The 20423-nt window shown below is 67.3% G+C and carries 23 protein-coding genes; 9 read left to right on the forward strand and 14 right to left on the reverse strand.

What is annotated here, in order from left to right; all coding sequences use genetic code 11:
* Positions 1–3 precede the first annotated feature (3 nt).
* From phaE to BM365_RS17135, 5 genes are read left to right on the forward strand one after another with little or no spacing between them, the layout of a single operon-like run.
* A complete protein-coding gene (gene phaE, locus BM365_RS17115) occupies positions 4–1431 on the forward strand; it encodes a class III poly(R)-hydroxyalkanoic acid synthase subunit PhaE (RefSeq protein WP_093490650.1) in 1428 nt (475 codons plus the stop codon).
* Positions 1428–2498 (forward strand): class III poly(R)-hydroxyalkanoic acid synthase subunit PhaC, encoded by a 1071-nt coding sequence (locus BM365_RS17120; protein ID WP_093490651.1) that lies wholly within the window; start codon positions 1428–1430, stop codon positions 2496–2498. The genes phaE and BM365_RS17120 overlap by 4 nt, the downstream gene beginning before the upstream one ends.
* Positions 2495–2878: a YfeK family protein gene (locus tag BM365_RS17125; protein WP_175502106.1), complete on the forward strand. Its 384-nt coding sequence runs from the start codon at positions 2495–2497 to the stop codon at positions 2876–2878. The genes BM365_RS17120 and BM365_RS17125 overlap by 4 nt, the downstream gene beginning before the upstream one ends.
* 39 nt (positions 2879–2917) lie before the next feature.
* Positions 2918–3121: a PspC domain-containing protein gene (locus BM365_RS17130; RefSeq protein ID WP_093490652.1), complete on the forward strand. Its 204-nt coding sequence runs from the start codon at positions 2918–2920 to the stop codon at positions 3119–3121.
* A gap of 3 nt (positions 3122–3124) precedes the next feature.
* Positions 3125–3562: a hypothetical protein gene (locus tag BM365_RS17135; protein WP_093490653.1), complete on the forward strand. Its 438-nt coding sequence runs from the start codon at positions 3125–3127 to the stop codon at positions 3560–3562.
* A gap of 187 nt (positions 3563–3749) precedes the next feature.
* Here the strand turns inward: BM365_RS17135 and BM365_RS17140 are convergent, their stop codons facing one another.
* The 3 genes from BM365_RS17140 to BM365_RS17150 form a co-directional block, all read right to left on the reverse strand.
* Positions 3750–4961, reverse strand: coding sequence for an NAD(P)/FAD-dependent oxidoreductase (locus BM365_RS17140; RefSeq protein WP_093490654.1), 1212 nt, complete (start codon positions 4959–4961; stop codon positions 3750–3752).
* A gap of 81 nt (positions 4962–5042) precedes the next feature.
* On the reverse strand, positions 5043–5738 hold the full coding sequence (locus tag BM365_RS17145; protein ID WP_093490655.1) for a TetR/AcrR family transcriptional regulator: 696 nt from the start codon (positions 5736–5738) through the stop codon (positions 5043–5045).
* 129 nt (positions 5739–5867) lie between these two features.
* The gene (locus BM365_RS17150; protein ID WP_093490656.1) at positions 5868–6272 is read right to left on the reverse strand and encodes a GFA family protein; all 405 of its coding nucleotides are present in this window, start codon (positions 6270–6272) and stop codon (positions 5868–5870) included.
* A gap of 102 nt (positions 6273–6374) precedes the next feature.
* Between BM365_RS17150 and BM365_RS17155 the strand changes: the two genes are divergently transcribed.
* Entirely contained in the window at positions 6375–7610 is a 1236-nt protein-coding gene (locus BM365_RS17155) for an HD-GYP domain-containing protein (RefSeq protein WP_093490657.1), read from the forward strand.
* A gap of 170 nt (positions 7611–7780) precedes the next feature.
* A complete protein-coding gene (locus BM365_RS17160) occupies positions 7781–8212 on the forward strand; it encodes a nuclear transport factor 2 family protein (protein WP_093490658.1) in 432 nt (143 codons plus the stop codon).
* Between the two features lie 15 nt (positions 8213–8227).
* Here BM365_RS17160 and BM365_RS17165 read toward each other — a convergent pair whose 3' ends face one another.
* From BM365_RS17165 to BM365_RS17190, 6 genes are all read right to left on the reverse strand, one after another.
* The gene (locus BM365_RS17165; RefSeq protein ID WP_139227453.1) at positions 8228–8785 is read right to left on the reverse strand and encodes a hypothetical protein; all 558 of its coding nucleotides are present in this window, start codon (positions 8783–8785) and stop codon (positions 8228–8230) included.
* 123 nt (positions 8786–8908) lie between these two features.
* A complete protein-coding gene (locus BM365_RS17170) occupies positions 8909–9442 on the reverse strand; it encodes a nuclear transport factor 2 family protein (RefSeq protein WP_233210841.1) in 534 nt (177 codons plus the stop codon).
* A complete protein-coding gene (locus tag BM365_RS17175; RefSeq protein ID WP_093490660.1) occupies positions 9439–9663 on the reverse strand; it encodes a hypothetical protein in 225 nt (74 codons plus the stop codon). Before BM365_RS17175 ends, BM365_RS17170 begins: the two co-directional genes overlap by 4 nt.
* A 155-nt stretch (positions 9664–9818) precedes the next feature.
* Entirely contained in the window at positions 9819–12056 is a 2238-nt protein-coding gene (locus tag BM365_RS17180) for a CocE/NonD family hydrolase (protein ID WP_093490661.1), read from the reverse strand.
* A 111-nt stretch (positions 12057–12167) separates the two neighbouring features.
* The gene (locus BM365_RS17185; RefSeq protein ID WP_093490662.1) at positions 12168–13097 is read right to left on the reverse strand and encodes an alpha/beta fold hydrolase; all 930 of its coding nucleotides are present in this window, start codon (positions 13095–13097) and stop codon (positions 12168–12170) included.
* Positions 13098–13191: 94 nt separating this feature from the next.
* A complete protein-coding gene (locus BM365_RS17190; RefSeq protein ID WP_093490861.1) occupies positions 13192–13941 on the reverse strand; it encodes an SDR family oxidoreductase in 750 nt (249 codons plus the stop codon).
* Between the two features lie 103 nt (positions 13942–14044).
* Between BM365_RS17190 and BM365_RS17195 the strand changes: the two genes are divergently transcribed.
* Positions 14045–14968, forward strand: a complete 924-nt coding sequence (locus BM365_RS17195) for a LysR family transcriptional regulator (RefSeq protein WP_093490663.1) — start codon at positions 14045–14047, stop codon at positions 14966–14968.
* 33 nt (positions 14969–15001) lie between these two features.
* Here the strand turns inward: BM365_RS17195 and BM365_RS17200 are convergent, their stop codons facing one another.
* The 5 genes from BM365_RS17200 to BM365_RS17220 form a co-directional block, all read right to left on the reverse strand.
* Positions 15002–15265 (reverse strand): hypothetical protein, encoded by a 264-nt coding sequence (locus BM365_RS17200; RefSeq protein WP_093490664.1) that lies wholly within the window; start codon positions 15263–15265, stop codon positions 15002–15004.
* Between the two features lie 158 nt (positions 15266–15423).
* A complete protein-coding gene (gene mddA, locus BM365_RS17205; RefSeq protein ID WP_093490665.1) occupies positions 15424–16158 on the reverse strand; it encodes a methanethiol S-methyltransferase in 735 nt (244 codons plus the stop codon).
* A gap of 14 nt (positions 16159–16172) precedes the next feature.
* Entirely contained in the window at positions 16173–16445 is a 273-nt protein-coding gene (locus tag BM365_RS17210; RefSeq protein ID WP_093490666.1) for a DUF4242 domain-containing protein, read from the reverse strand.
* Between the two features lie 60 nt (positions 16446–16505).
* Positions 16506–16871 carry a DUF4242 domain-containing protein gene (locus tag BM365_RS17215; protein WP_199186245.1) on the reverse strand — a complete coding sequence of 122 codons (366 nt, stop codon included), beginning with the start codon at positions 16869–16871 and terminating at the stop codon, positions 16506–16508.
* Between the two features lie 101 nt (positions 16872–16972).
* A complete protein-coding gene (locus BM365_RS17220) occupies positions 16973–19561 on the reverse strand; it encodes an ATP-binding protein (protein WP_093490667.1) in 2589 nt (862 codons plus the stop codon).
* A gap of 252 nt (positions 19562–19813) precedes the next feature.
* Here BM365_RS17220 and BM365_RS17225 point away from each other — a divergent pair, with 252 nt between their 5' ends.
* A complete protein-coding gene (locus BM365_RS17225) occupies positions 19814–20374 on the forward strand; it encodes a dihydrofolate reductase family protein (RefSeq protein WP_093490668.1) in 561 nt (186 codons plus the stop codon).
* The last annotated feature ends 49 nt before the right edge of the window (positions 20375–20423 follow it).

Below are 20423 nucleotides of genomic sequence, written 5' to 3' on the forward strand. Positions count from 1 at the left end.
CACATGGCAACAAACGTTCCACCGTGGCCGGGCGATTTCGAATCGGTGGCCCAGCAGTACTGGAGCCTGTGGGGCGATGCTCTGCGGCAGGCCGGCGCGACGCCGACAATGTCCATGCCCGGCACCGTGCCCGGCTGGCAGCAGACCGTCGATTGGTGGTCGAAACTGGTGCCGGGCAGCCAACCTCAGGTCAACGACGTGGTGGGCCGCTTCCAGCAGCAGGCGAGCCAGTGGTTCGGCCAGATGCAGCAGGTCGCGGCGCAGTTCACCGGCCGCGACCACGACGCCACCGACATCGGGCGTGCCTGGCGTTCCGCGCTCGGCATGGCCGAGCCTGCGCCGGCCCACAACCCGTTCGCCGACATCTTCCGCCAGATGCAGGGTGGTGCGCACGGCCTGGAAGGCTGGATGCAGCAGGTGCGCCCGTGGCTGGATAACCTGCAACGGGATGGCGACCGCTGGCTGCACCTGCCCACGTTCGGCCTCTCGCGCGAACACCAGGAGCGTTGGCAGCATCTCGCGCAGGCGTACCAGGACTACCAGCGCCGGGTCGGCGAATACGACCAGCTGATGCTGCAGGTGGCGCAAAGCGCGTTCACGCTTTTCGAAAGCAAGCTCGAAACGCATGCCGAACCCGGTCGCCAACTGCAGAATGCGCGCGCGCTGTTCGACCTGTGGATCGACGCCGCGGAAGAGGCGTACGCGAAGGTCGCGATGTCCGACGATTTCCGCCATGTCTACGGCGGGTTGGCGAACGCACAGGCGCGCCTGCGATTGGGCGTACAGCGTGAAGTCGAGCAGGTGTGCAATCTGTTCGGCATGCCCACGCGCACCGAAGTCGATTCCGCGCATCGCAAGATCGTCGAACTGGAGCGCGCGCTGCGGAAGCTGACGCGTGCGCAGGCGGTGCCCGCGCGGCGGGAACCCGTGCAGCGCACCGCGGCACCGCCCGAAACCCCGCCACCGAACGAGGCGAAGCCGACGGCGAAAGCGGATGCGCCCGCGCCCGCGAAGCCCAAGGCCAGGAAGAAGCGCGCGCCGGCCCGTCGCGCGCCAGCGCCCAAGGTCGCGAAGAAAACGCGCTCCGTCGCAAAGAAGGTGGCGCCCAAGAAGCGCGCCCGTCGCGCCATCGCCGCGGTTGCGCCGGTGGCCACGCGACAGGAAGCCACGCCGGAAAAATCGCGCGCGCCCGCACGCAAGGCGGTTGCGAAGAAGGCGGCCGCCACGGCCGTGTCGAAGAAGCCGGTAGCCAAGGCGAAGGCACCGCAAAAGAAGGTTTCGTCCCCACGCTCCAGACCTGCGCCGCCTGCGGCGGCCAAACCAGCATCGGTGGTTTCGATGAAGGACTGGGTGGCACGCAATGCCACGCGCGCCGCGACCACCGAGTCGCCCAAGGCCGCCAAGAAGGCGAAGCGGGGTAAAGGCAAGTGAACGGACCGCTCAACTTCACCGCCGAAGCGCTGGCCCAGGAGGCCACCACGCTGACGCAGAAGCTCTCCGCCGGCCTGCATACGCTGCCGGAAGTGGAGGACGTCCACTATGGCGCCACCCAGAAGCAGGAAGTCTGGCGCGACGGCAAGGTGGTGCTGTACCGCTTCGTCGGCGAAAAGGCGCCGACGGCGAAGGTGCCGCTGCTGATCGTCTACGCGCTGGTCAACCGGCCGTACATGGTCGACCTGCAGCACGACCGCTCGCTGGTAAAGGGTCTGCTGGCGCAGGGCGAGGATGTCTACGTGATCGACTGGGGTTACCCGGACCGGTCGGACCGCTTCCTCGAGCTCGACGACTACATCAACCGTTTCATCGACGGGGCGGTGGACCACCTCTGCGACAGCAGCGGCCGCGATGCGGTCAACGTGCTGGGCATCTGCCAGGGCGGTGCGTTCTCGCTGTGCTACGCCTCGCTGCATCCCGAGAAGGTCAAGAACCTGATCACGATGGTCACGCCGGTGGATTTCCACACCGCGGACAACATGTTGTCGCACTGGACGCGCGAACTGGACGTGGACCTGTTCGTCGAAGCGCTGGGTAACGTGCCGGCCGACATGATGAACGCCTGCTACCTGATGCTGAAGCCGTTCCGGCTGAACCTGCAGAAGTACGTGGGGCTGGTCGACATCCTCGACGACAAGCGTGCGATCGAGGATTTCCTACGGATGGAGAAGTGGATCTTCGACTCGCCGGACCTGGCGGGCGAAGCGTTCAAGCAGTTCATCACCCAGTTCTACCAACGCAACGGCTTCATCAAGGGTGGCATCCAGATCGGCGGTGAAGCGGTCGACCTGGGCTTCGTCGACATGCCGGTGCTCAACATCTACGCCGAACAGGACCACCTGGTGCCGCCGGATGCCTCGCGCGCGCTGAAGGACGTCGTGGGCACGGCGGACTACACCGAGCTGAGCTTCAAGGGTGGCCACATCGGCATTTACGTCTCCAGCCGCGCCCAGCGCGAAGTGCCAACAGCCATCCACCATTGGCTGGGCCAGCGCGCACGATGAACCTGTCGAAGCGACGTCTCATCGTCCTGCTGGCTTTGCTGTTGCCTGGTGCGGCACATGCCGCGCCCTCGGCAGCGGCGAAGCGCGAGATCCAGGGGCTGATGGACGCGTTGTCGGCGTCGTCGTGCGAGTTCCAGCGCAACGGTAAGTGGCACGGACGCGAGGAGGCGCGCAAGCACCTGCAGCGCAAGTACGACTACCTGCTGAAGCGCGACCTGGCCGATACCGCGGAGCAGTTCATCGAGCGGGCCGCCAGCAAGAGCAGCATCAGTGGGCGCGCCTATCAGGTGCGTTGTCCGGGACAACCGGCGCAGCCGGCCGCCACCTGGTTCAAGGCGAAGCTGGACGCGCTTCGCGGTTCAGCCGCGCCGGCGCGCTGACGCGCTAGACTGGCCGCGGACAACCGTGGGGAGTTGGCGATGAATACCGCATCCAAGCCGTTTGCCAGGTCGTTGAACGACCGCATGATCGCGGGCGTGATGGGCGGCATCGCCCATCGCTACGGTTGGAGCTCCACGCTGTTGCGCGTGATCTTCGTGATCGTCTCGATCGCGTCGGCGGCGTTCCCCGGCATCCTCGTCTACCTTATTCTCTGGTTGTTGATGCCGACCGAGCAGGACTGATCCATGTCGCCGGCGGGGCTCTGGGTCGCGCGCGGGCTTGGCATCGTGTGGGCGGTGCCCAATACCCTGGTCGGCTTGGTCGCAGGCGGGGTCGGCATGGCGTTCGGTGCGCGCGCGGAATGGAGTCGTCGCGATTTCGCCCTCGTGTTCCATCGCTGGCCGTGGGGTCCGGGCGGAGCGATCACGTTCGGCAACAGCATCCTGCATACCGGCGATACGCTCGAGTCGGAATGCGTTACCTATGAACATCGCGCGGGGCGCACGCAGCACCCGCGCATCCGCTTGGGCGACCACGAGCGTGCGCATGTGTACCAGTACATGGTGCTGGGTCCGTTGTTCCTTCCGGTCTACCTGCTGTGCGGTGGCGTCAGCGTGCGCAATCCGTTCGAGCGCGCGGCAGACCGTTACGCGCTGACCGGCAAGGGCTGGTGGCCCGGCTGACCGACGAGCGGTAGGCTGTCTTTCACCACCTGCACACGTGGGTGCGCGTAGCGTCAGTGTCGTCCGAATCCCGCAAAGAACCCTTATCAATGCGGATCGGCAAGGAGGGCCCAGCCACCCGGGATGCACCCGACGTGACTGGGCCTTCTCGTATACGGCATCCGGCACGGCATGGGTTCGCTGCGCCTCACTGCAATCGTTGGAAGGAAAACAGCGGCCACAGCGCGTGGCGCCTTCGCTGCAGGCGTGCGCTCAGCAAGTCGGCGCCCAGCACGCTGTAAGTGATGCCGTTGCCGCCATACGCCATCGCGAAGTGCACGCGCGGCCCCCATTGCGGATGCGCACCGAAAAACGGCAGGCCGTCGGCGGTCTCCGCGAAGGTGCCTGCCCAGGAGAACGCCGGGGTGATGTCCAGCGCTGGGAAAAGTCGGTGCAGCCGCTTCACCAGCGTGCGGGCCTTCTTCTGCACGCGCGCGTCACGGCGGGCTGGGATGTCGATGGCATCGTCCTCGCCGCCGATCAGCAGGCGACCATCGGCGGTGCTGCGCGCGTAGAGGTAGGGGCGGGCGGTTTCCCATAACAGGGTGTCCTGCAGGAATCCCAGACGATCGGCGGGCAGGGGGTCGGTGATGAGCGCATAGCTGCTGCGGTTGCGTGCGACCCGTGGCTTCAACCAGTGTTGGCTGGCATAGCCCGCGGCGAACACGACGTGCGCGGCCCTGACGTGGGCTCCGCCGTCGATCTGCAACACGACGCTGCGTGAAGTCGCTGTCAGGTGGGTCACGCAGGTGCGGTCAAAGATGCCCGCTCCCCGGCGACGCAAGCGTTCAAGCAGACGATGCGTCAATCGGTACGGGTCCACGCGTGCAGCCTGCGTGCTGAGGAGCGCGGCCGGTGCGTCGAAACCGTAGTCGTCGCGGATGCGCCGCGTGTCCAGGAGCGTTACGTCGAGCCCATGCCGCCGCCGCGCCTCGTATTCGTCCTTCATCGCCGCCACGGCACGGCGGCGGCTCGCGTAGTACAGGCTGTCCGCCCGCGCGAACTCCACATCGCGCCACGGCGATGCGATCGCCCGCAGTTGGTCGATGGCCTGCGCACAGGCGCGATAAGCGAGGGCCGCGTCGGCTTCGCCGTATCGGCGTGCCAGATCCACCAGAGGGGTGTCGATCTCGTATTGCAGCAGGGCCGTACTGGCGGCCGTGCTGCCCCATCCGATGTCGCGCTGTTCCAGCACGGCAACATCGAATCCGTCCGTCGCCAGGCGATCCGCGATCAGCGCGCCGGTGATGCCGCCGCCGATGATCGCCACGTCGCAACGGTGGTCGGCCTGCAGTGCCGGGAAGGCGTGCATCAGGCCATTCTTCACGGCCCAGTAGGGATATCCGCTTTTGAGGTCCATGCCGTGCCCGTGCATCGCGATGCCCCATGCTGGCATCGCGGTGTTCAGGCCAAGGTGAAGAGGGGGTGCAGCGCCCCCGTATCAGCGCGGCAGCGCGCCCTGCAGGAACAGCTCCACCGCCGCCAGCGCCTGCGCTTCCAGCGTGTCGACGTCGGGCAGCTGGTTGCTGCCCGCCGCGAGTCGGACGATCTGGTCGCCGAACAGGCTCATGTAGAACTGTGCGGCCGCAGCCTTCGGCGAAGCCAGCTGCATGCGTCCTGCCGCCACCTGTTGTTCGAAGTACTCGGCGAGGGTAGAACGGATGGAGGCGACGGCATGGTCGAAGAACCAGTCCCGCAGTGCCGGGAAGGACTGTCCTTCACCGATCACGATGCGATACACCACCTGCGAGTCCGTGCGTGCCATGACCTGCGCCATGCGGATGGCCACGCGGCGCAGCGCCTGTTCCGGCGGGAGCTCGGTCAGGTTGAGATCGCGCAGCAAGTGGGTATGCATGTCGAGCCGGCGCTCGAGGATGGCACTGGCCAAGCCCTCCTTGTCGCCGAAGATGCGGTACAGCGTGGCCAGCGATCCGCCCGCCCGGGCGACGATCTCGCTTAGTCGCGCATGCTGGTATCCCTTTTCGGCGAACACCTCGGTGGCGGCGTCGAGGAACTTCTCGGCGCGGATTTCACCACGCCGGCACAATTCGACCTGGGGGCGTGGGCGCAGCGGCGATTCGCCGGCGGTGTGGGGGTCGCTGAAAACGTTTTCCAGAAAATCAGAGGAAATGCTCACGGAAAGTTCCTGCGTGCGACCGTTGGATGACGTTCGTCCAGCCTAGCAAAAGGGCGCGTGAGTGTGGCAATCACATGACACCGTTCGCGGCCTCGGATGGGGGGCTTTTTCGGCCGTAGGTGAGAGTCGCTACAAATAACCGGTGAGTGCGGGGGCGTCCTGCCAGCGGTCGTGCGCGCCGTCCACGTAGGTGATCGGTGCGGCCGAGAGTTCTTCGGGCGTCGCATCCTCAAGGCACCCCAGGTTCACCCCGTAGATCCGCTCGCCGTCGGGCACGTTGTTGCCGATGCCGAACGGCCTGACGCCACAGGTTCGGCAGAAGTGGTGCGAGTTGCGCAGGCTGTTGAACCGGTACTCGACCAGCGCGTCTGCGCCGGCAAGCAGACGGAACTGGTCCGGCATGACGATCGCCGGCCAGAAACGGTTGCGCCGGCAGACCGAGCAGTTGCAGCGGAAGGTGGGCTGGGTCAGGTCGATGTCCGCCTCGAAGCGGACCGCGCCGCAGTGGCAGCTGCCGGTGTAGGTCTTCAGCATGCGGCCTCCCGTGCCGATATCGATCCCGGGGTGTAGGGGTTCCCCCGCTGTTCCCGGTCGTCGCCAGGGAGAATACTGGACCCCAGCCCGCCGGAGCCATGCATGCTGAGGACCCTCGACGTCGCCGACCTGCGCACTGGCATGTTCGTCCAGAAGCTGGTCGGCCCGTGGATGCAGCATCCTTTCTGGCGGACTTCGTTCCTGCTGGACGAGGCGCGCCTGGCCGAATTACAAGATAGCGGGATTGAACAGGTGGTCGTGGACCTGGCGCGCAGCGAGGTCGGGGACGATGCGGACGCCGGAGTGGACGTAGCCGAGGCCACGCCTGACATCGGCGGCGAATCCGCGTCGGAAGACGCCACTACCCCCGAACGCCGCCGCGTCATCGTTCCCGATGGCGGCGTCGGCCTGGGAGCCGAGCTGGCCCGCGCCCGGCGCATCTGCGAAGACGGGCGCGAAGCCGTTGAAGCCATGTTCCGTGAGGTGAGGTTGGGGAAAGGCGTGGACGCCCAGCATGTGCTGCCGCTGCTGGACGAGATCACGGGATCCGTCGACCGACACCCCACCGCGCTGGTGAGCGTGGCGCGGCTGAAGGATGCCGACAGCTACACCTACCTGCATTCGGTCGCCGTGGGCGCGTTGATGGCGATGCTGGCCCGCCAGCTGAAGCTGCCGGAAGACCAGGTGCGCGACGCCGCGCTCGGCGGTCTGCTGCACGACATGGGCAAGGCATTGCTGCCGCAGGACGTGCTCAACAAGCCCGGGAAGCTGACCGACGAGGAGTTCGACATCGTCCGCCAGCACCCCGTGCATGGCGAGCGCCTGCTGCGCGACGGCGGGATCACCCAGGAAGCGATCCTCCACATCGCCCGCCACCACCACGAGAAGTTCAACGGCGCTGGCTACCCGCAGCGGCTGTCCGGGGACGAGCTGCCGCTGCTGACGCGCATGAGCGCAATCTGCGACGTCTACGACGCGATCACCTCCAACCGGCCCTACAAGGCCGGCTGGGATCCGGCCGAATCCCTGCGCCGCATGGCGGGCTGGCAGGGCCACTTCGACGAAACGCTGCTGAAGGCCTTCGTGCGCAGCGTGGGCATCTACCCGATCGGGGCCCTGGTACGCCTTTCCAGCGACCGTCTGGCCGTGGTGGTGGAACAGAACCCGGCCACCTTGCTGGCGCCGCGCGTGCGCGTGTTCTACTCGGCCAAGTCGCGCACCCATCTGTTGATGACGGACATCGACCTGGCCACCGCCGGGGACCGTGAACGCATCGTCAGCGTAGAGTCCCCTGCCACCTGGGGTTTCCGCGAACTCGAGAAGCTCTGGCTGCCCTGAGGCACTTGCGGCGGCGGGTGTCCGAGGGCTTAAGAGAGCCCCCTGCGGCCAACTTCCGGCACGTGGACGCGGCCTACGCATGCGCCAGCATGGCCCGCCCGTCGCGTCCTTCCCGTCTGATCGGGCAGGCCTGCAGGCCATTCCCCCGAACAGACGCGAAGGAGCACTCGATGTCGTTGCTTTCCCTGGTCATGGCAGCCGCCGCTGTCGCCACGCCGCCCCCTTCGGCCGACGCCGCCACCCTGGCCGCGATCGAGGCCACCTGCCTGGACTACATCGACGGCCAGCTCGAAGGCGACCCGGCGCGCGTGTCGCGTGCGCTGCATCCGGACCTGGCCAAGCGCGCCGTGGTGGGAGACACCCCGTACGAACGCCTCGGCCTGCGCCGCATGTCGAAGGACGAACTGGTCGAGCTCACCCGGCAGGGCGTGCTGAAGACACCGAAAGAACAGTGGAGCCGCAGCTGCCGGGTGCTCGACGTCACCGCCGAAACCGCGGCCGTGCGCCTGGAGACGCCGTGGTTCGTCGACCATTTCCACATGGGCCGTTTCGATGGTCGCTGGGTCATCGTCAACGCGCTGTGGCACAGCAAACCACGCTGATCCCGTGCTCTTCGGCTATCGCGGCGCCGTGTCCGCCGCCTTGCGAAACAGCGCCGCGCACAGCAGCCAGGCCACGACGTACGCGGCGGTATAGCTCAGCAGGAACCCACGTGGTTCCTGTGCGCTCGCCGGCAGCGCGATTCCTGCCGCGGCGAGCTGCAGCACGGCCATCGCGACCAGGGTCGCTGCCATGCCTCGCGGCCGACGACGGCTGAGCAGGGCGCCGATGACGCCGGCCAAGGGAATGACCATGAACGCCAGATTGGCCGGATGCGATGGCTCGCCGACGATTCCGACCGCTAGGTTCGCCCACACCAGCAGGAAGGCCGCGCCCAGCGCTATCACGCTGGCCGCGAGATAGACCGGTGCGCGTGCCGCGCTGGCCGCGAGCTCGAACGCCACGCAGCCGGCAAGCAGCATCGCGCCGAACACGGCGAAGTCCGATCCCGTCCACGCGACTTCGGACGTGAACCGCATCGCCACCCACGGCGTCAGCAGCAACGCCGCAGCGCCACCCCAGGCGAGCGGGCGCAGTCGGCGGATCCATCGGGTCGTGGTGGAAGGAAGCGGCATGCTCGCCATCGTCATGTTTCCCAAGCCTGCAGGAGTGCAGGCGTAGCGTCCATGCCGCGCATGGGCGGGCGAGGGGGCTTGTGTGAAGCGAGTGCGAAGTTGCCGGTTGAGGGCGTGGCCGGTTCAGGGCGTGGCCGGTGCGGGGCGGTGGCCGTAGCTCAGTACGCGGGTGATCTGCCAACGGCCCTCCTGTTCGCGCCAGACCATGGTGAAGTCGGCCATGCCGCCGCAGTCGTCGCCACCGGTCGCGCAGAACGTGTGTTCGCCCTGGGCGATCGCACCGTAGCCGCGGATCGGAAAGACCTTCAGCGAGCCCGGCACCAGGCGCCGCTGGTACTTCCCGCACACGTTCTCGCGGGTGCGGCCGATCATCTCGTCGCGTGTCCAGGTGACGCCGCCGTTGTCGTGGTAGAACTCCACGCCCGTATCAAAGTACGCGGCATGGCGCGCGAGTTGTGCCGGATCGGCGCACTGATTGAAGGCATCGAATACGGCGCCATCGAGCTCGGCTACGATCTGCGACAGATCCTGTGGTGTGCGGTCGGGCGATGGAGCTTGGGCTGCCGTGCGCCCGGCGAACGCGAACAGCCCCAGGCCCAGCAGGACCGGCACGAACTTCTTCATCGGGTGATGCCCCGGCAGGCGCACGGCGGTCATGCCCGCGTGGCCGAGGCGCGCGGACCGGCGCCCAGCAAGCGCGCAGGCAGCATCAGCAGCGCATGCAGGAAGGCGAACAGCGCCGAGAAGGTCACGCCTACCAGGCGGAACGGCAGCGACAGCAGCCAGACGACCGGCCACAGCACCAGCACCAGCAGGGCCAGCGGCCAGCACAGCACGAACAGGATGCACCAGGCGGCGAGCGCGACGAGGGTCTTCATGGAGGCTCCTAGGGGCAGGGCACCGGTCATCGGTACGTCGCCATCCTCGTGCCGCACCGACGCTGCGGACAACCGGTTCGCGACGAAACCCGCAGGTCGGCGACGGAAGCGGGCTCAGCCCGTCCGAATCGATCGCATCGATGCACCCGTGTGCCTCAATCGCGCACGCCGAACGACAGGCAGCTGCTGCCCTGCCACTGGATCTCGAGCGGCTCGCCGGCATCGGCGAAGGTTTCTTCCGACGGGTCCTTGCCGCTGCCGAGGTTGAGCTGGCGATCGGGCTGCTTGCTCACGCCCACCGTCACCACCAGGCGACTACCGGCCGCCAGCCTGCGGCCGATCAGGCGCGTGTCCTTCACGGCAAGGCGCTGCAGTACGGCGGGGTCAAGCAAGCGGCGTTCGCGGCGATCCGCGCCGTAGCTCGCGCGCTGCAACCACCAGGCGAGGTCGAAGTACTGGCCTTCGGCAGTGAGCTCGTACACGCCGATGGCGATGTCGACGTCGCGCTTATTGAGGGTGAAATCGAGCATGCCATCGAACGGTCCCGCCAGTTCGGTGTCCTGCACCAGCGCTTCGCCGGTGAACACTAGGCCCGCGTGCGGATCCAATTCGGGATTGAGCACGTTGTTCGGCGGCGTCCAGTCGGCATCGTTGCGATCTCTGAAATCAACGCGCTGCCTGGCCACCACACCGGACTGCGGTTGCGGGGAGAGCGCATAAGTGCCGGTCTCCGCACCCGGTGCCAGGCACAGCGATTGACGCCGCGTCGCCATGGTCTCCAGCGTGTGCGCGTGGCGCCAGGCATCGGTTCCCATGGCTTGCCAGTTCACGCGGTCAGCCAACAGATCAGGCTTCGGTGCGCCTTTGAGCACATGGTCGAACCACGCCAGCCGCAAGGCCTGCAGGTTGATCCGCGCGGCGGCGTCCGGCACATAGCCTTGCACGGTCGGCGGCACGCCGGTCTGCATCGTGATGTGCTCGTAAGGACCGATCACCAGCGTGTGGTCGGCGTCCGGGCGGTGGCGTAGGTGTTCGCGGAAGTAGTGCAACACGCCAGCCTGCGCACCATCGAAATACCCCGTCGTGGCCAGCACCGGGATGTCGATGCCGGCGAACTCGTCGCCCTGGGGGATCATCGCCTGCCAGTACGCGTCGTAAGCGGGGTGCTGCAGCCATTCGGCGAACAGCGGATTTGAACTGCCGTCGATCAGCGGGCGCTCCCGGTAGGCGCGACCGCTGGCGTAGGCATCGCGGTCGAGCTTCGCCCAGCGTGCACTGTCGCCGTAGCGTGCATCGTCCAGCCAGCGGCTGCTGGCGGTGTACAGCGGCCACGGATACATGAAATTGAGGAAGACATTGCCTTCCATCGGGATGTCGATGCCGGGTGCGGCAGACGCCGAAGTCGCGATCGCCTTCAGCGCCGGCGGTCGCTGCTTCAGCGCGGACCACTGGGCGAAGCTGTTGTAGCTGCCGCCGAACATGCCCACGCGACCGTCGCTCCAGGGCTGTGCCGCGATCCAATCGATGACCGCGGCCGCATCGACGCCGTCGTGCCGGAAGGGCGCGTTGGCATCGGGACTGCGGCCCTTGCCACGGCTGTAGGCCACGGCGCCCACGTAGCCATGCGCGGCCATCGTCTTGGCATCGCCCCAGGCCACGTCGTCGTTGGCGTAGACAGTGAACTGCAACAGCGTCGGCAATCGCGGCGCATTTGCGGGACGCACGACCAGCGCGGCGATACCGACCCCTTCCGGCGTCCGTACCAGCACGTCGCGGTCGATCCGGTAACGGCGTGCGTCGTCGTCCTTCAATGCCGCCGCGAACAACGGCTGGAACTCCGCGTACGCGGCATGCACCTGGTATGCACGGACCAGGTCGATGGCCTCGGGCAGCGACAGCCGTGACCGGCCGGCCACCTTCGCCAGCGCTGCATCCAGGTCGCCTCGCACCCTGGCGAGCGAGGTGCCGAACGAGAACTCCGCCTGCAGGGCCGTCCGGTCGTCCAATGCGCCGAAACGCTCGGCGAAGGCCTGCCGCCATGCCGGGGCGTAGGCCATCCCGCGCTGAGTCTGCAGTGTCTTGGCGCGCGCATGGATCTCGTACTGCAGGAACACCGGCGGCTGCGACGGTGGATCCTTGCGCAAGCCGCGCAGCGTGTCGATGCTGTCGATCGCCTGCGTGTATCGGCCGGCGGCGAGCTGCAACCGGAATCGGGTCGCGAGGTCGCGCTGGGGATCTTCGTCGCGATAGACCACCAGCGCCTCGCGTGCCACCGTGGTCATCGCCGCATCCACAGGGCCGTCGTGCAGGCCCGCCGGGATGACGATGTCCTTCGTTTTCGCGAAGGAGGGGAAGGCGCACGCCGTCAGTAGAAGTCCCAGCAGCAGTCTCATGTCGGTCCGGGGCAAGGAGGGCCGCGCGAGCTTTGCACGCGGGACCGTGCCGGGGAAGTGCGATGCGACGAAACCGTGCCCGTCGCGACGAAACGGGCACGGGGCCTGACGCTATCGGTCCAGGAAGGCGACGAGTGCCGGAATCGTCTGCCCGGGCGCCTCTTCCATCAGCCAATGTCCCGAGCCCTGGATGATGACGCCCTCGACGTTGTCGTCCACCATCCGGCCCTGGTCGATCAGGAACTGGCCGCCGGCCTTCTCGCCCGACAGCACCAGCATCGGCATCGTCAATTTTGTCTGCGCGAAGCCCGCGAAGTCCTTCGCATCCTGCTCGAAGTTTCGGAAGTACTCGAAGCCGGCGCGCATGCCGCCCGGGCGTGCGTACTCTTTTGCGTAGAACTGACGGTCGGTCTCGGGAATCGAGCGGGTGCGATCGGCGGCGAAGTCGTTCCAGAAATGCTCGAAGTAGATGCGCTCGCGGCCATCGACCAGCTTCAACGGCGTCTCGCCGTAGAAATGAAAATGCCACAGATCGCGCAGCAGCCAGACCTTGGTCCAGTCGCCGACGCCGGGAATGAAGGCATCCATCAACACGATGCTCTCCACCTCATCGGGGTATTGCGCCGCATAGGCGTAGGCCACCATCAAGCCGATGTCGTGGCCGACGATCTTGACCTTGCGATAGCCCAGCGACGCCACCAGCGCATGGATGTCCTGCGCCAGTGTCTTCTTGTCGTAGCCGCCGTCCGGTTTCGACGACGTGCCCGCGCCGCGCAGATCGGGCGCGATGACCACGTGGCGGCCGGCGAGTTTCGGCATCAGCGGTCGCCACATATGGCTGGTCTCGGCGTAGCCGTGGAGCAATACCACCGGGGACGTGTCGCCTTCGCCGGCCTGTAGGTAGTGCAGGGTGACGCCGTTGACGGTCGCGGTGTGGTCGTGGATGGCTGCACTGCCTGCCGCATGGGCGGGCAGGTGCAGGCCGAGGATCACCAGCAGCGCCGTGGTCGCGCGCTGGAAGGAACGCAGCAAGCTGTTCATCACGATCTCCTTAGGTCAGGTATCGCAGGGTCGGCGGATACACGGTGGCAATGCGCTAGCGCGGCTCCGTCGGCCATGGTGGGGTACGGGGTGCCTAGAGCTGGCTCATGCCGCCATCGGCGATGATCTCGGTGCCGACGATGAACGCCGACTCGGGCGAGGAAAGATGCAGCACGGTCGAGGCGATCTCGTCAGGCGTACCGAAGCGGCCCAGCGGGATCTGGTTTTGGATCTGCGCTGCCGTGGCCTCCAGCGAAGCGGCATCCAGGCCGAGCTTGCCGTAAAGCGGTGTGGCCACCGGCCCAGGGCTGAGCACGTTGACGCGCGCGCCGCGCGGCAGCAGCTCGGCCGACAAGGTCTTCGCCAGCGAGATCAACGCGGCCTTGCTGGCGGCGTACACCGAGCTGTTCGGCATGCCGATGTGAGCGTTGATGGAGCCATTGATCACGATCGACGCGCCCGGATTGAGCAGGGGCAACAGCGCCTGCACCTGGAAGTAGGGGCCCTTCGTATTGGTGTCGAAGATCTGGTCCCACAGCGCCTCGTCCACGTCGGGGAACGCGGCGAACTTCGCCGTACCGGCGTTGAGGAAGACGGCGTCCAGACGCAGGTCGGCGGCGACCAGCGCCGCGCCCAGCGCTTTCGCGTCGGCCAGGCGGCCGGCGTCGTTCACCAGCGCGACGGTGTCGGGTCCGATCTCGGCTTTGGCCCGGTCGAGCGATACGGCGTCGCGACCGGTGATGACGACGCGGGCGCCTTCCGACGCGAACGCTTTGGCAGCGGCCAGGCCGATGCCGCTGCTGCCGCCCGTCACGAGAATGGTCTTGCTGTTGAAGCGGTTCATGGTAACTCCTTCGATGCCAGCCCAATGCTGTGAGCGCATGTTGGCGAGATCCTGGCGACTTTCCGTGCCACAATCGTGACGAACTCGTTCGAAGGTATCGAACATGTTGTCAGCCGATGAATTGGCCCTACTGGAAGCCATCCGCGAGAGCGGCAGCCTGTCACGAGCCGCCGCCCGGCTCGGCAAGGCGCCGTCCACTGTGTCGCATGCGGCAAGGCAGCTCGAAGCGCGCTTCGATGCGCTGCTGTTCGACCGTCGCCGCTATCGCCTGCAGCTGACCCCGGCAGGCCACCTGCTCGCACAGGAGGCCGCACGCCTGATGTTGGATGTGTCCCGCCTGACGCAGCGGGTCAGGCAGGTCGCCGGTGGTTGGGAGGACCGCCTGTGGATCGTCACCGACGAGATCCTGGAGTTCGAGACGCTGCTGCCGGTGATCCGTGCGTTCGACGGGTTGAAGTCCGGCGTGACGTTGCGCATCACCCATGAAGTCCTCACCGGCACGTGGGATGCCTTGCGCGACGGACGCGCCGACCTGGTGGTGGGCGCGACGAACGAACCGCCGGTGATCCCCGGGCTGCGCTGGTTTGAACTCGGCGTGATGGACTGGGTATTCGCGGTCTCGCCGCGGCATCCTCTGGCCAAAGCCCATGAGCCTGTCGACCGTGCCGCTGTGCTCCAGCATCGTGCGGTCGTGGTGGCCGATACGTCGCGCAGGGTAGAAGTGCGCGGGTATGGCGTGCTGGGCGGGCAGCCGTCGCTCGCCGTACCCAGCATGCGCGCCAAGATCCAGGCCCAATGCGAAGGCCTGGGCGTGGGCTGGCTGCCGCGCGATCGCGTGGCCGGGCTGCTCAAGCGTGGCGACCTGGTGGAAAAGAAGATGGTGGATCCGCGCGAACCCAACCTGCTCTACGTCGCCTGGCGCGGCGATCATCAGGGGCGTGCGCTGGAGTGGTGGTTGGCGCAATTGCAGAACAAGCGCCTGGCGTCGCGATTGGTGAAAGGCCTGGATGTCGCGACGCTCACATGATTGCCGACCGATGTAGGGCGCCATCACCGTCGCTCAGGCCGGCGGCGCGAAGTCCGCCAGCACGCTGCCGCCGACGGCGACCAGGCGATCCAGACGAATGCGTTCGCCCGTGCCGAGCTCGGCGTATTCGACGCCGTCCCGGGCGGAGAGGGTGACGATGCGCGTTTCGCGTTCCTGCGGCGCGCCATCGTCATCCAGGAACCGGATGACGGCCGCCGTCCTCCGTGTCGCGGTGGCCTCCAACACGTCGTGGAACTCGCAGTTGATCGGCGTGTAAGGATCGGACGAGTGGGGCATGGTGGGCTCCCAGGGACTTTGAGCAGGACATGGCCCCAGCCTAGCGCGGCGCCACCGTCCGGTCGCGGGCGAGATGAGGTACAGGCGTGCGCGATGACGTCTCGTGCCTGACCGGCGGGGTCGCGGTCGTCCGCCGCGACCCCGACGGTGCGCCAGCTCTACGAACGCCTCCGCCCTGGCAACAGCATCGGCACCTTGCGCTGGTAGTCGCGGTAGGTGTCGCCGTGCATCGCGACCAGGTCGCGTTCTTCCAGGAACTTCACCGCCACGAAGATGTAGCCCGTGACGACGGCGGCGAACAACAGGTGCCCGAGGGTCATCGTCGGGGTCACCCAGAAGGCGATCAGGAAGCCCAGCATCAGCGGGTGTCGCACGATGCGGTACATCGCGCGGATGACGAAAGGCTCGTCCTTCGCCACGCGTCCCCGCGCATGCAGCCAAACCTGGCGCAGGCCGAACAGTTCGAAGTGGTTGATCGTGAAGGAACTGGTCAACACCAGCAGCCAGCCGAACAACGACACACCCCACAGGACGCCCCGCGCGAGGCCGGCGTCGACGTGCCAGACCACCTGCGGCAGCGGGCGCCATAGCCAGAACAGCAGCGCCAGCACCGCACTGCTGACCAGTACGAACGTGCTGCGTTCGATTGCGGTCGGCACGAACCGCGTCCACCATCGCTTGAAGGCGGGCCGCGCCATGCCGCTGTGCTGCACGGCGAACAGGGCGAGCAGGGCGATGTCGATGGCCAAGGCGGTCCACAACGGAGCCAGCGCCCCGTTGTCGATGTGCTTCGGCACGCCGAACCCGGCGACGAATGCGATGGCATACAGGAACGTGGCGAGGAACGCGGTATAGCAGGCGCCGCCGTACAGCATGGCCAGTGAGCGGTTCATGGGCGATCTCCGGCCTAGCGGTAGAAATAGGGCGCCAGCACGTTCACCTGCGTGATGCGCTCCAGCGGGAGGTTGTTGTCGCCAGCGGCGCGGCGGATCGCCTCCGGGTCCGGACCGTCGTAGACGCAGAACGTCTTGGTCTTGTCGGCATTCACGTAGGAATGCACCCAGGTCACGCCTTCCTTGGCATTGGTGGCGACCACACCGAGGCAGGCGCGCGCGCCCACGTCGGTCATGGGGATGTTGAGGCCGGTGGGGAAGGTGCGTTCGATCATGTAGCGGGGCATGGGAGTGTCTCCGATGATGAGTATTGGATCGGCGCGACCTTGCGGTCGCGCGCGTGGGGCTCAGTGCGCGTCGAGCGTGACGGGCACTTCGGTGATGGTGTCCACCGGCAGGTGGTTCGCCTTGGCGGCCTGGCGGATGGCGTCCTCGGTGGGACCTTCGTAGACGCAGAAGGTCTTGGTCTTGTCGCCGTTGGCGAAGGACATCAGCCACTTCACGCCGAAGCGGGCGTTGGTCTGGTTGACCTTGGCCTTGGCGGCGGCGTCGAGGCCGTCGAGTGCGCCCTTGGGAAAGGAACGCTGGATGACGTAGCGGTGGTTGGCACTGGACGCGGTACCTGCGTCCTTCGCCATCGCGGCGCCACTCAGCGTCAGCGCGCACAGGGCGGCCACCGCCAGCGTGCGCAGGGGATGGAGGGAAATCTTCATATCGGGAGTCCGTCGTGGTCACAGCGGATTGCTGTGTGGGAAAGGCTACGGAGCCGCCTTCCTCGCCGCGTCGGCGGACTTGCCCAGATTGGGTGCCGCGATTACCTATTTCTCGGGCGGATGCCCAGCGCCAGTGCAGCGGCCATGGCCTCGGTGCGCGTGCCCACACCGAGCTTGGAGAACACGGCCGCGATGTGGTGGTCCACCGTGCGTACGGAGCGCGAGAGGCATTCGGCGATCTGGGCATTGCGCAAGCCGCCGCAGAGCAGCTCCAGGACCTCCACCTCGCGCGAGGTCAGGCCGCCGGGATTGGATTGGGTCGAGGCTCGCTGCCCGCGCGGCACGCCACGGACGCCGGCTTCGCGCAGTTCGCGGCGCAGGCGCGCCACCATCGGGGCCGCGCCCATGGCCTCGAACTGGGCCAGTGCGTCGCGTCGCGCGTCGTCGTCTCCGTCGGCGAGCGCACGTGCGCGCTCATACGGGCATCCGAGTACGCGCCAGGCGTCTGCCGCTTCCTGCCAGTGCCCTTCGAGCTGCAAGGAGACTGGCGATGTGCGCACGAGTGAATCGCCGTCGGAACGCGGCACGTCGACGTAAAGCGAGAGTTCGTCCACCATCCATTGGTGGAAGCGCGATCCCAGGTCCGCCGAAGCCAGCGCCGTGATCGCTTCGCCTGGAGACGGCGCCTCGCCCGCCAGCCAGGCCGCTTCCAGCCGCGCGGCGACGATCGGGGCGATACGGAGGAAGGATTGCGTCGGCAGCGCCAGCGTGAGCGCTTCCTCAAGCAACGGGGCCGCGTCCGGGTCCCCGCGCCTTACGCGCACATGTGCCAGCACGGTGAGCGCCATGATCCGGCTGATCGGCGCGAGGTAGGGCATGCGTAGCAGTCGCGTCGCCTGTTCGCTGGCGTCGTCCCAGTGACCGGATGCGAACCGCGCGCATGCCTGCATCGCTGCCAGATATCCGGCCCAGGCGTCGAGGTCACGCGCTTCGCAGTAGGCCAGACCCTCCGTCAGCCAATGCTGCGCCTCCGGCAGCTGCCTGCAGACGACGGCATCGTAGGCCAGGTTCACGTAGGCACGCGCCGCATGTTCTTCGAAATCATTCGCTAATGCCGTGCGAAGGCTCTGTGCCAGCGTCGCGGCACCGGCATCATCACCGCCTTCCCGTTGCGCCGTGCCGATGTTGTTCAGCGCATGGACTTCGATTTCCTTGTCGCCCAGTACGACCGCCAGATCCAGCGCGCGTGTTCCCCATGCGATGGCGTCCACACGTTGACCCTGCAGCATGTGGAGCTGCGCGAGATTGCTGTACGCCATAGCGAGTTCGCTTCCCGCCGGCAGATCTTCCAGTAAACGGATGGCGTCATCCGCATGCACGCGTGATGCGGCGGTCTGCCCGTTGTACCAGCTCAGGCGCGAGAGCCAGCGCGTGGCATCTCCCTGACGAAGGCGCTCACCCAGGCTCGCCCAGAGATCACGCGCCGCTGTTCTCGCCGAGATCGCATCCGTCAGTTGGTCGGTCAGGTAGCACTCGTAGGAGAGGCGTTCCAATAGCGCTGCGCGGATCCGGTCCGGCTGCGCGTGGGCGAACGACAGGGCCGTCCGCAAGTGCGCAGCCGCCTCGCGGTGCGCACCGCTGCGTCGCGCCTCTTCGGCGGCCGCCGGCGCCAGACGGAGCACCGCGTCGCCGTCATGGGCACGGGCGGCATGATGCACACGCCACGCCAGCGGCGCGCGTGCCCGTTGTGGTCCGTCCAGCACGGCAAGCACGCGCGCATGCAGCTGTCGCGCACGCGGGCCGGACAGCGATCGCTCCACCGCCACGCGCGCGAGTTCGTGCCGGTAGGCGAACGTCTCCCGCTGTGCGAGCAGCAGGCCGGCATCCAGGCATTCCTCGATCGCCGTGACCGACGGTGCCAGCACCGCGTCCATCAACCAGCCCTGGAGGTGGCGGGGCACGATCGCGGTCAGCTGCGCGACGTCCCGCGCATCCGGTCCCAGACGGGCGAAGCGCGCCAGCACGAGATCCTCCACGCCATGCGGCACCGCCTCGCTGCCACGCCGCAGCATTTCGCTGACGAAGAACGGGTTGCCCTGGGTGACCTCGTACAGCCCTTCGTGCGTATGCAGCGCACCATGCGCCATCGCCTCCACCGCCTGTGCGGTCAGGCGGGGCACCTGCAGGCGGGTGACGTTGGCCCGGGGAAGATCGCCCATCAGCCGGCGCAGCGGATGATTCGCGGCGACCTCGTCGTCGCGGTAGGTCACCACCAGCAGGCAGGGCACCTGTGCGAGCCGCCGACCCAGGAACCGGAGCAGGTCGAGCGTGGCCTCGTCGGCCCAGTGCGCGTCTTCGACGACGAAGATCGTCGGCGACGCCTGCAGTTCGGTCAGGACCGCGCCGAACAGCGGCATGCGCCCCAGCGCGTCGATGTCGGCGCCGAAACCGACCGCATTGGCGCGAGCGATGTCGTGCAGTGGCGCGAGGGGATGCGGCGTCTCCAGTGCATCGCAGGCGCCCCACCAGAGGTTCATCGTGCCGCGGCGTTCGCACAGCGCGGAGACTAGGCTCGTCTTGCCGATGCCCGCCTCGCCGCCGACCAGCACGACATTGCCGCCACCGGTACGGGCCTCTTCGAGCAGGCGCCGCAGGGCATCGAGCTGGGAATCGCGTTCGAGCAGGTTCATCGCGCGGGGCCGGGACCTTCGGTGCCAGGGGAGGATGTGGCCTGGCGCGTTGGAATCCGGTCAAGGCGGCGCGGCCACTTCCACGAACGCGCAGCAGGCGGGTATCAGGACAGGGAGCGGGTCTTGCTGCACAGGCAACCCCCTTCGATGATGCCGCGCGCTTAGACTCGATGTCGATTTCCGCATGCCGGCTTCGTCGTCAGGGCATTCATCCCCACCATCCAGCGCCAGTCGCGCCGAGGTACTCGCCCCATGGGACTCCTGACCTTCAGCCTCAACCTCACCCTCGACGGTTGCGTCGACCACCAGGAAGGCATCGCCGACGAGGAGACGCATGCCTTTTTCACCCGCCTGATGGATGAGCACGGCGCGATGCTGTGGGGCCGGGTCACTTACGAAATGATGGAAGCCTATTGGCCGAGGGTGGCGTGCGGAGAAGTGGAAGCACCGCCGGCGACCCGCGCGTGGGCGGTCAAGCTGGAGGCGAAGCCGAAGTACGTGGTGTCGTCGACGCGCGAGGACTTCCCCTGGGCGCACAGCCATCGCATCGCCGGCGACCTGCGCGCGGGTGTGCAGCAGCTGAAGGACGCGACACCGGCCGGCGTGCTCCTCGGGAGCGGCGCGCTGGCGGCAGAGTTGGACCGGCTGGACCTGATTGACGAGTACCGGTTCCTCATGCACCCGAGGATCGCCGGCCACGGCCCGACGCTGTACCAGAGCGGGCTCCCCGGCACGCGACGACTTGAGCTGGTTTCCGCGACCCCGCTGCGCTGCGGTGCAGTCGCCATGCACTACCGACGCTCAGACGACTGACGCCGGTTGCCGAACGCTCGGCGGCGTGTCGAATGCGGGCCTCCCGCTT

The sequence above is a fragment of the Pseudoxanthomonas sp. YR558 genome (assembly GCF_900116385.1).
Lineage (GTDB): Bacteria > Pseudomonadota > Gammaproteobacteria > Xanthomonadales > Xanthomonadaceae > Pseudoxanthomonas_A.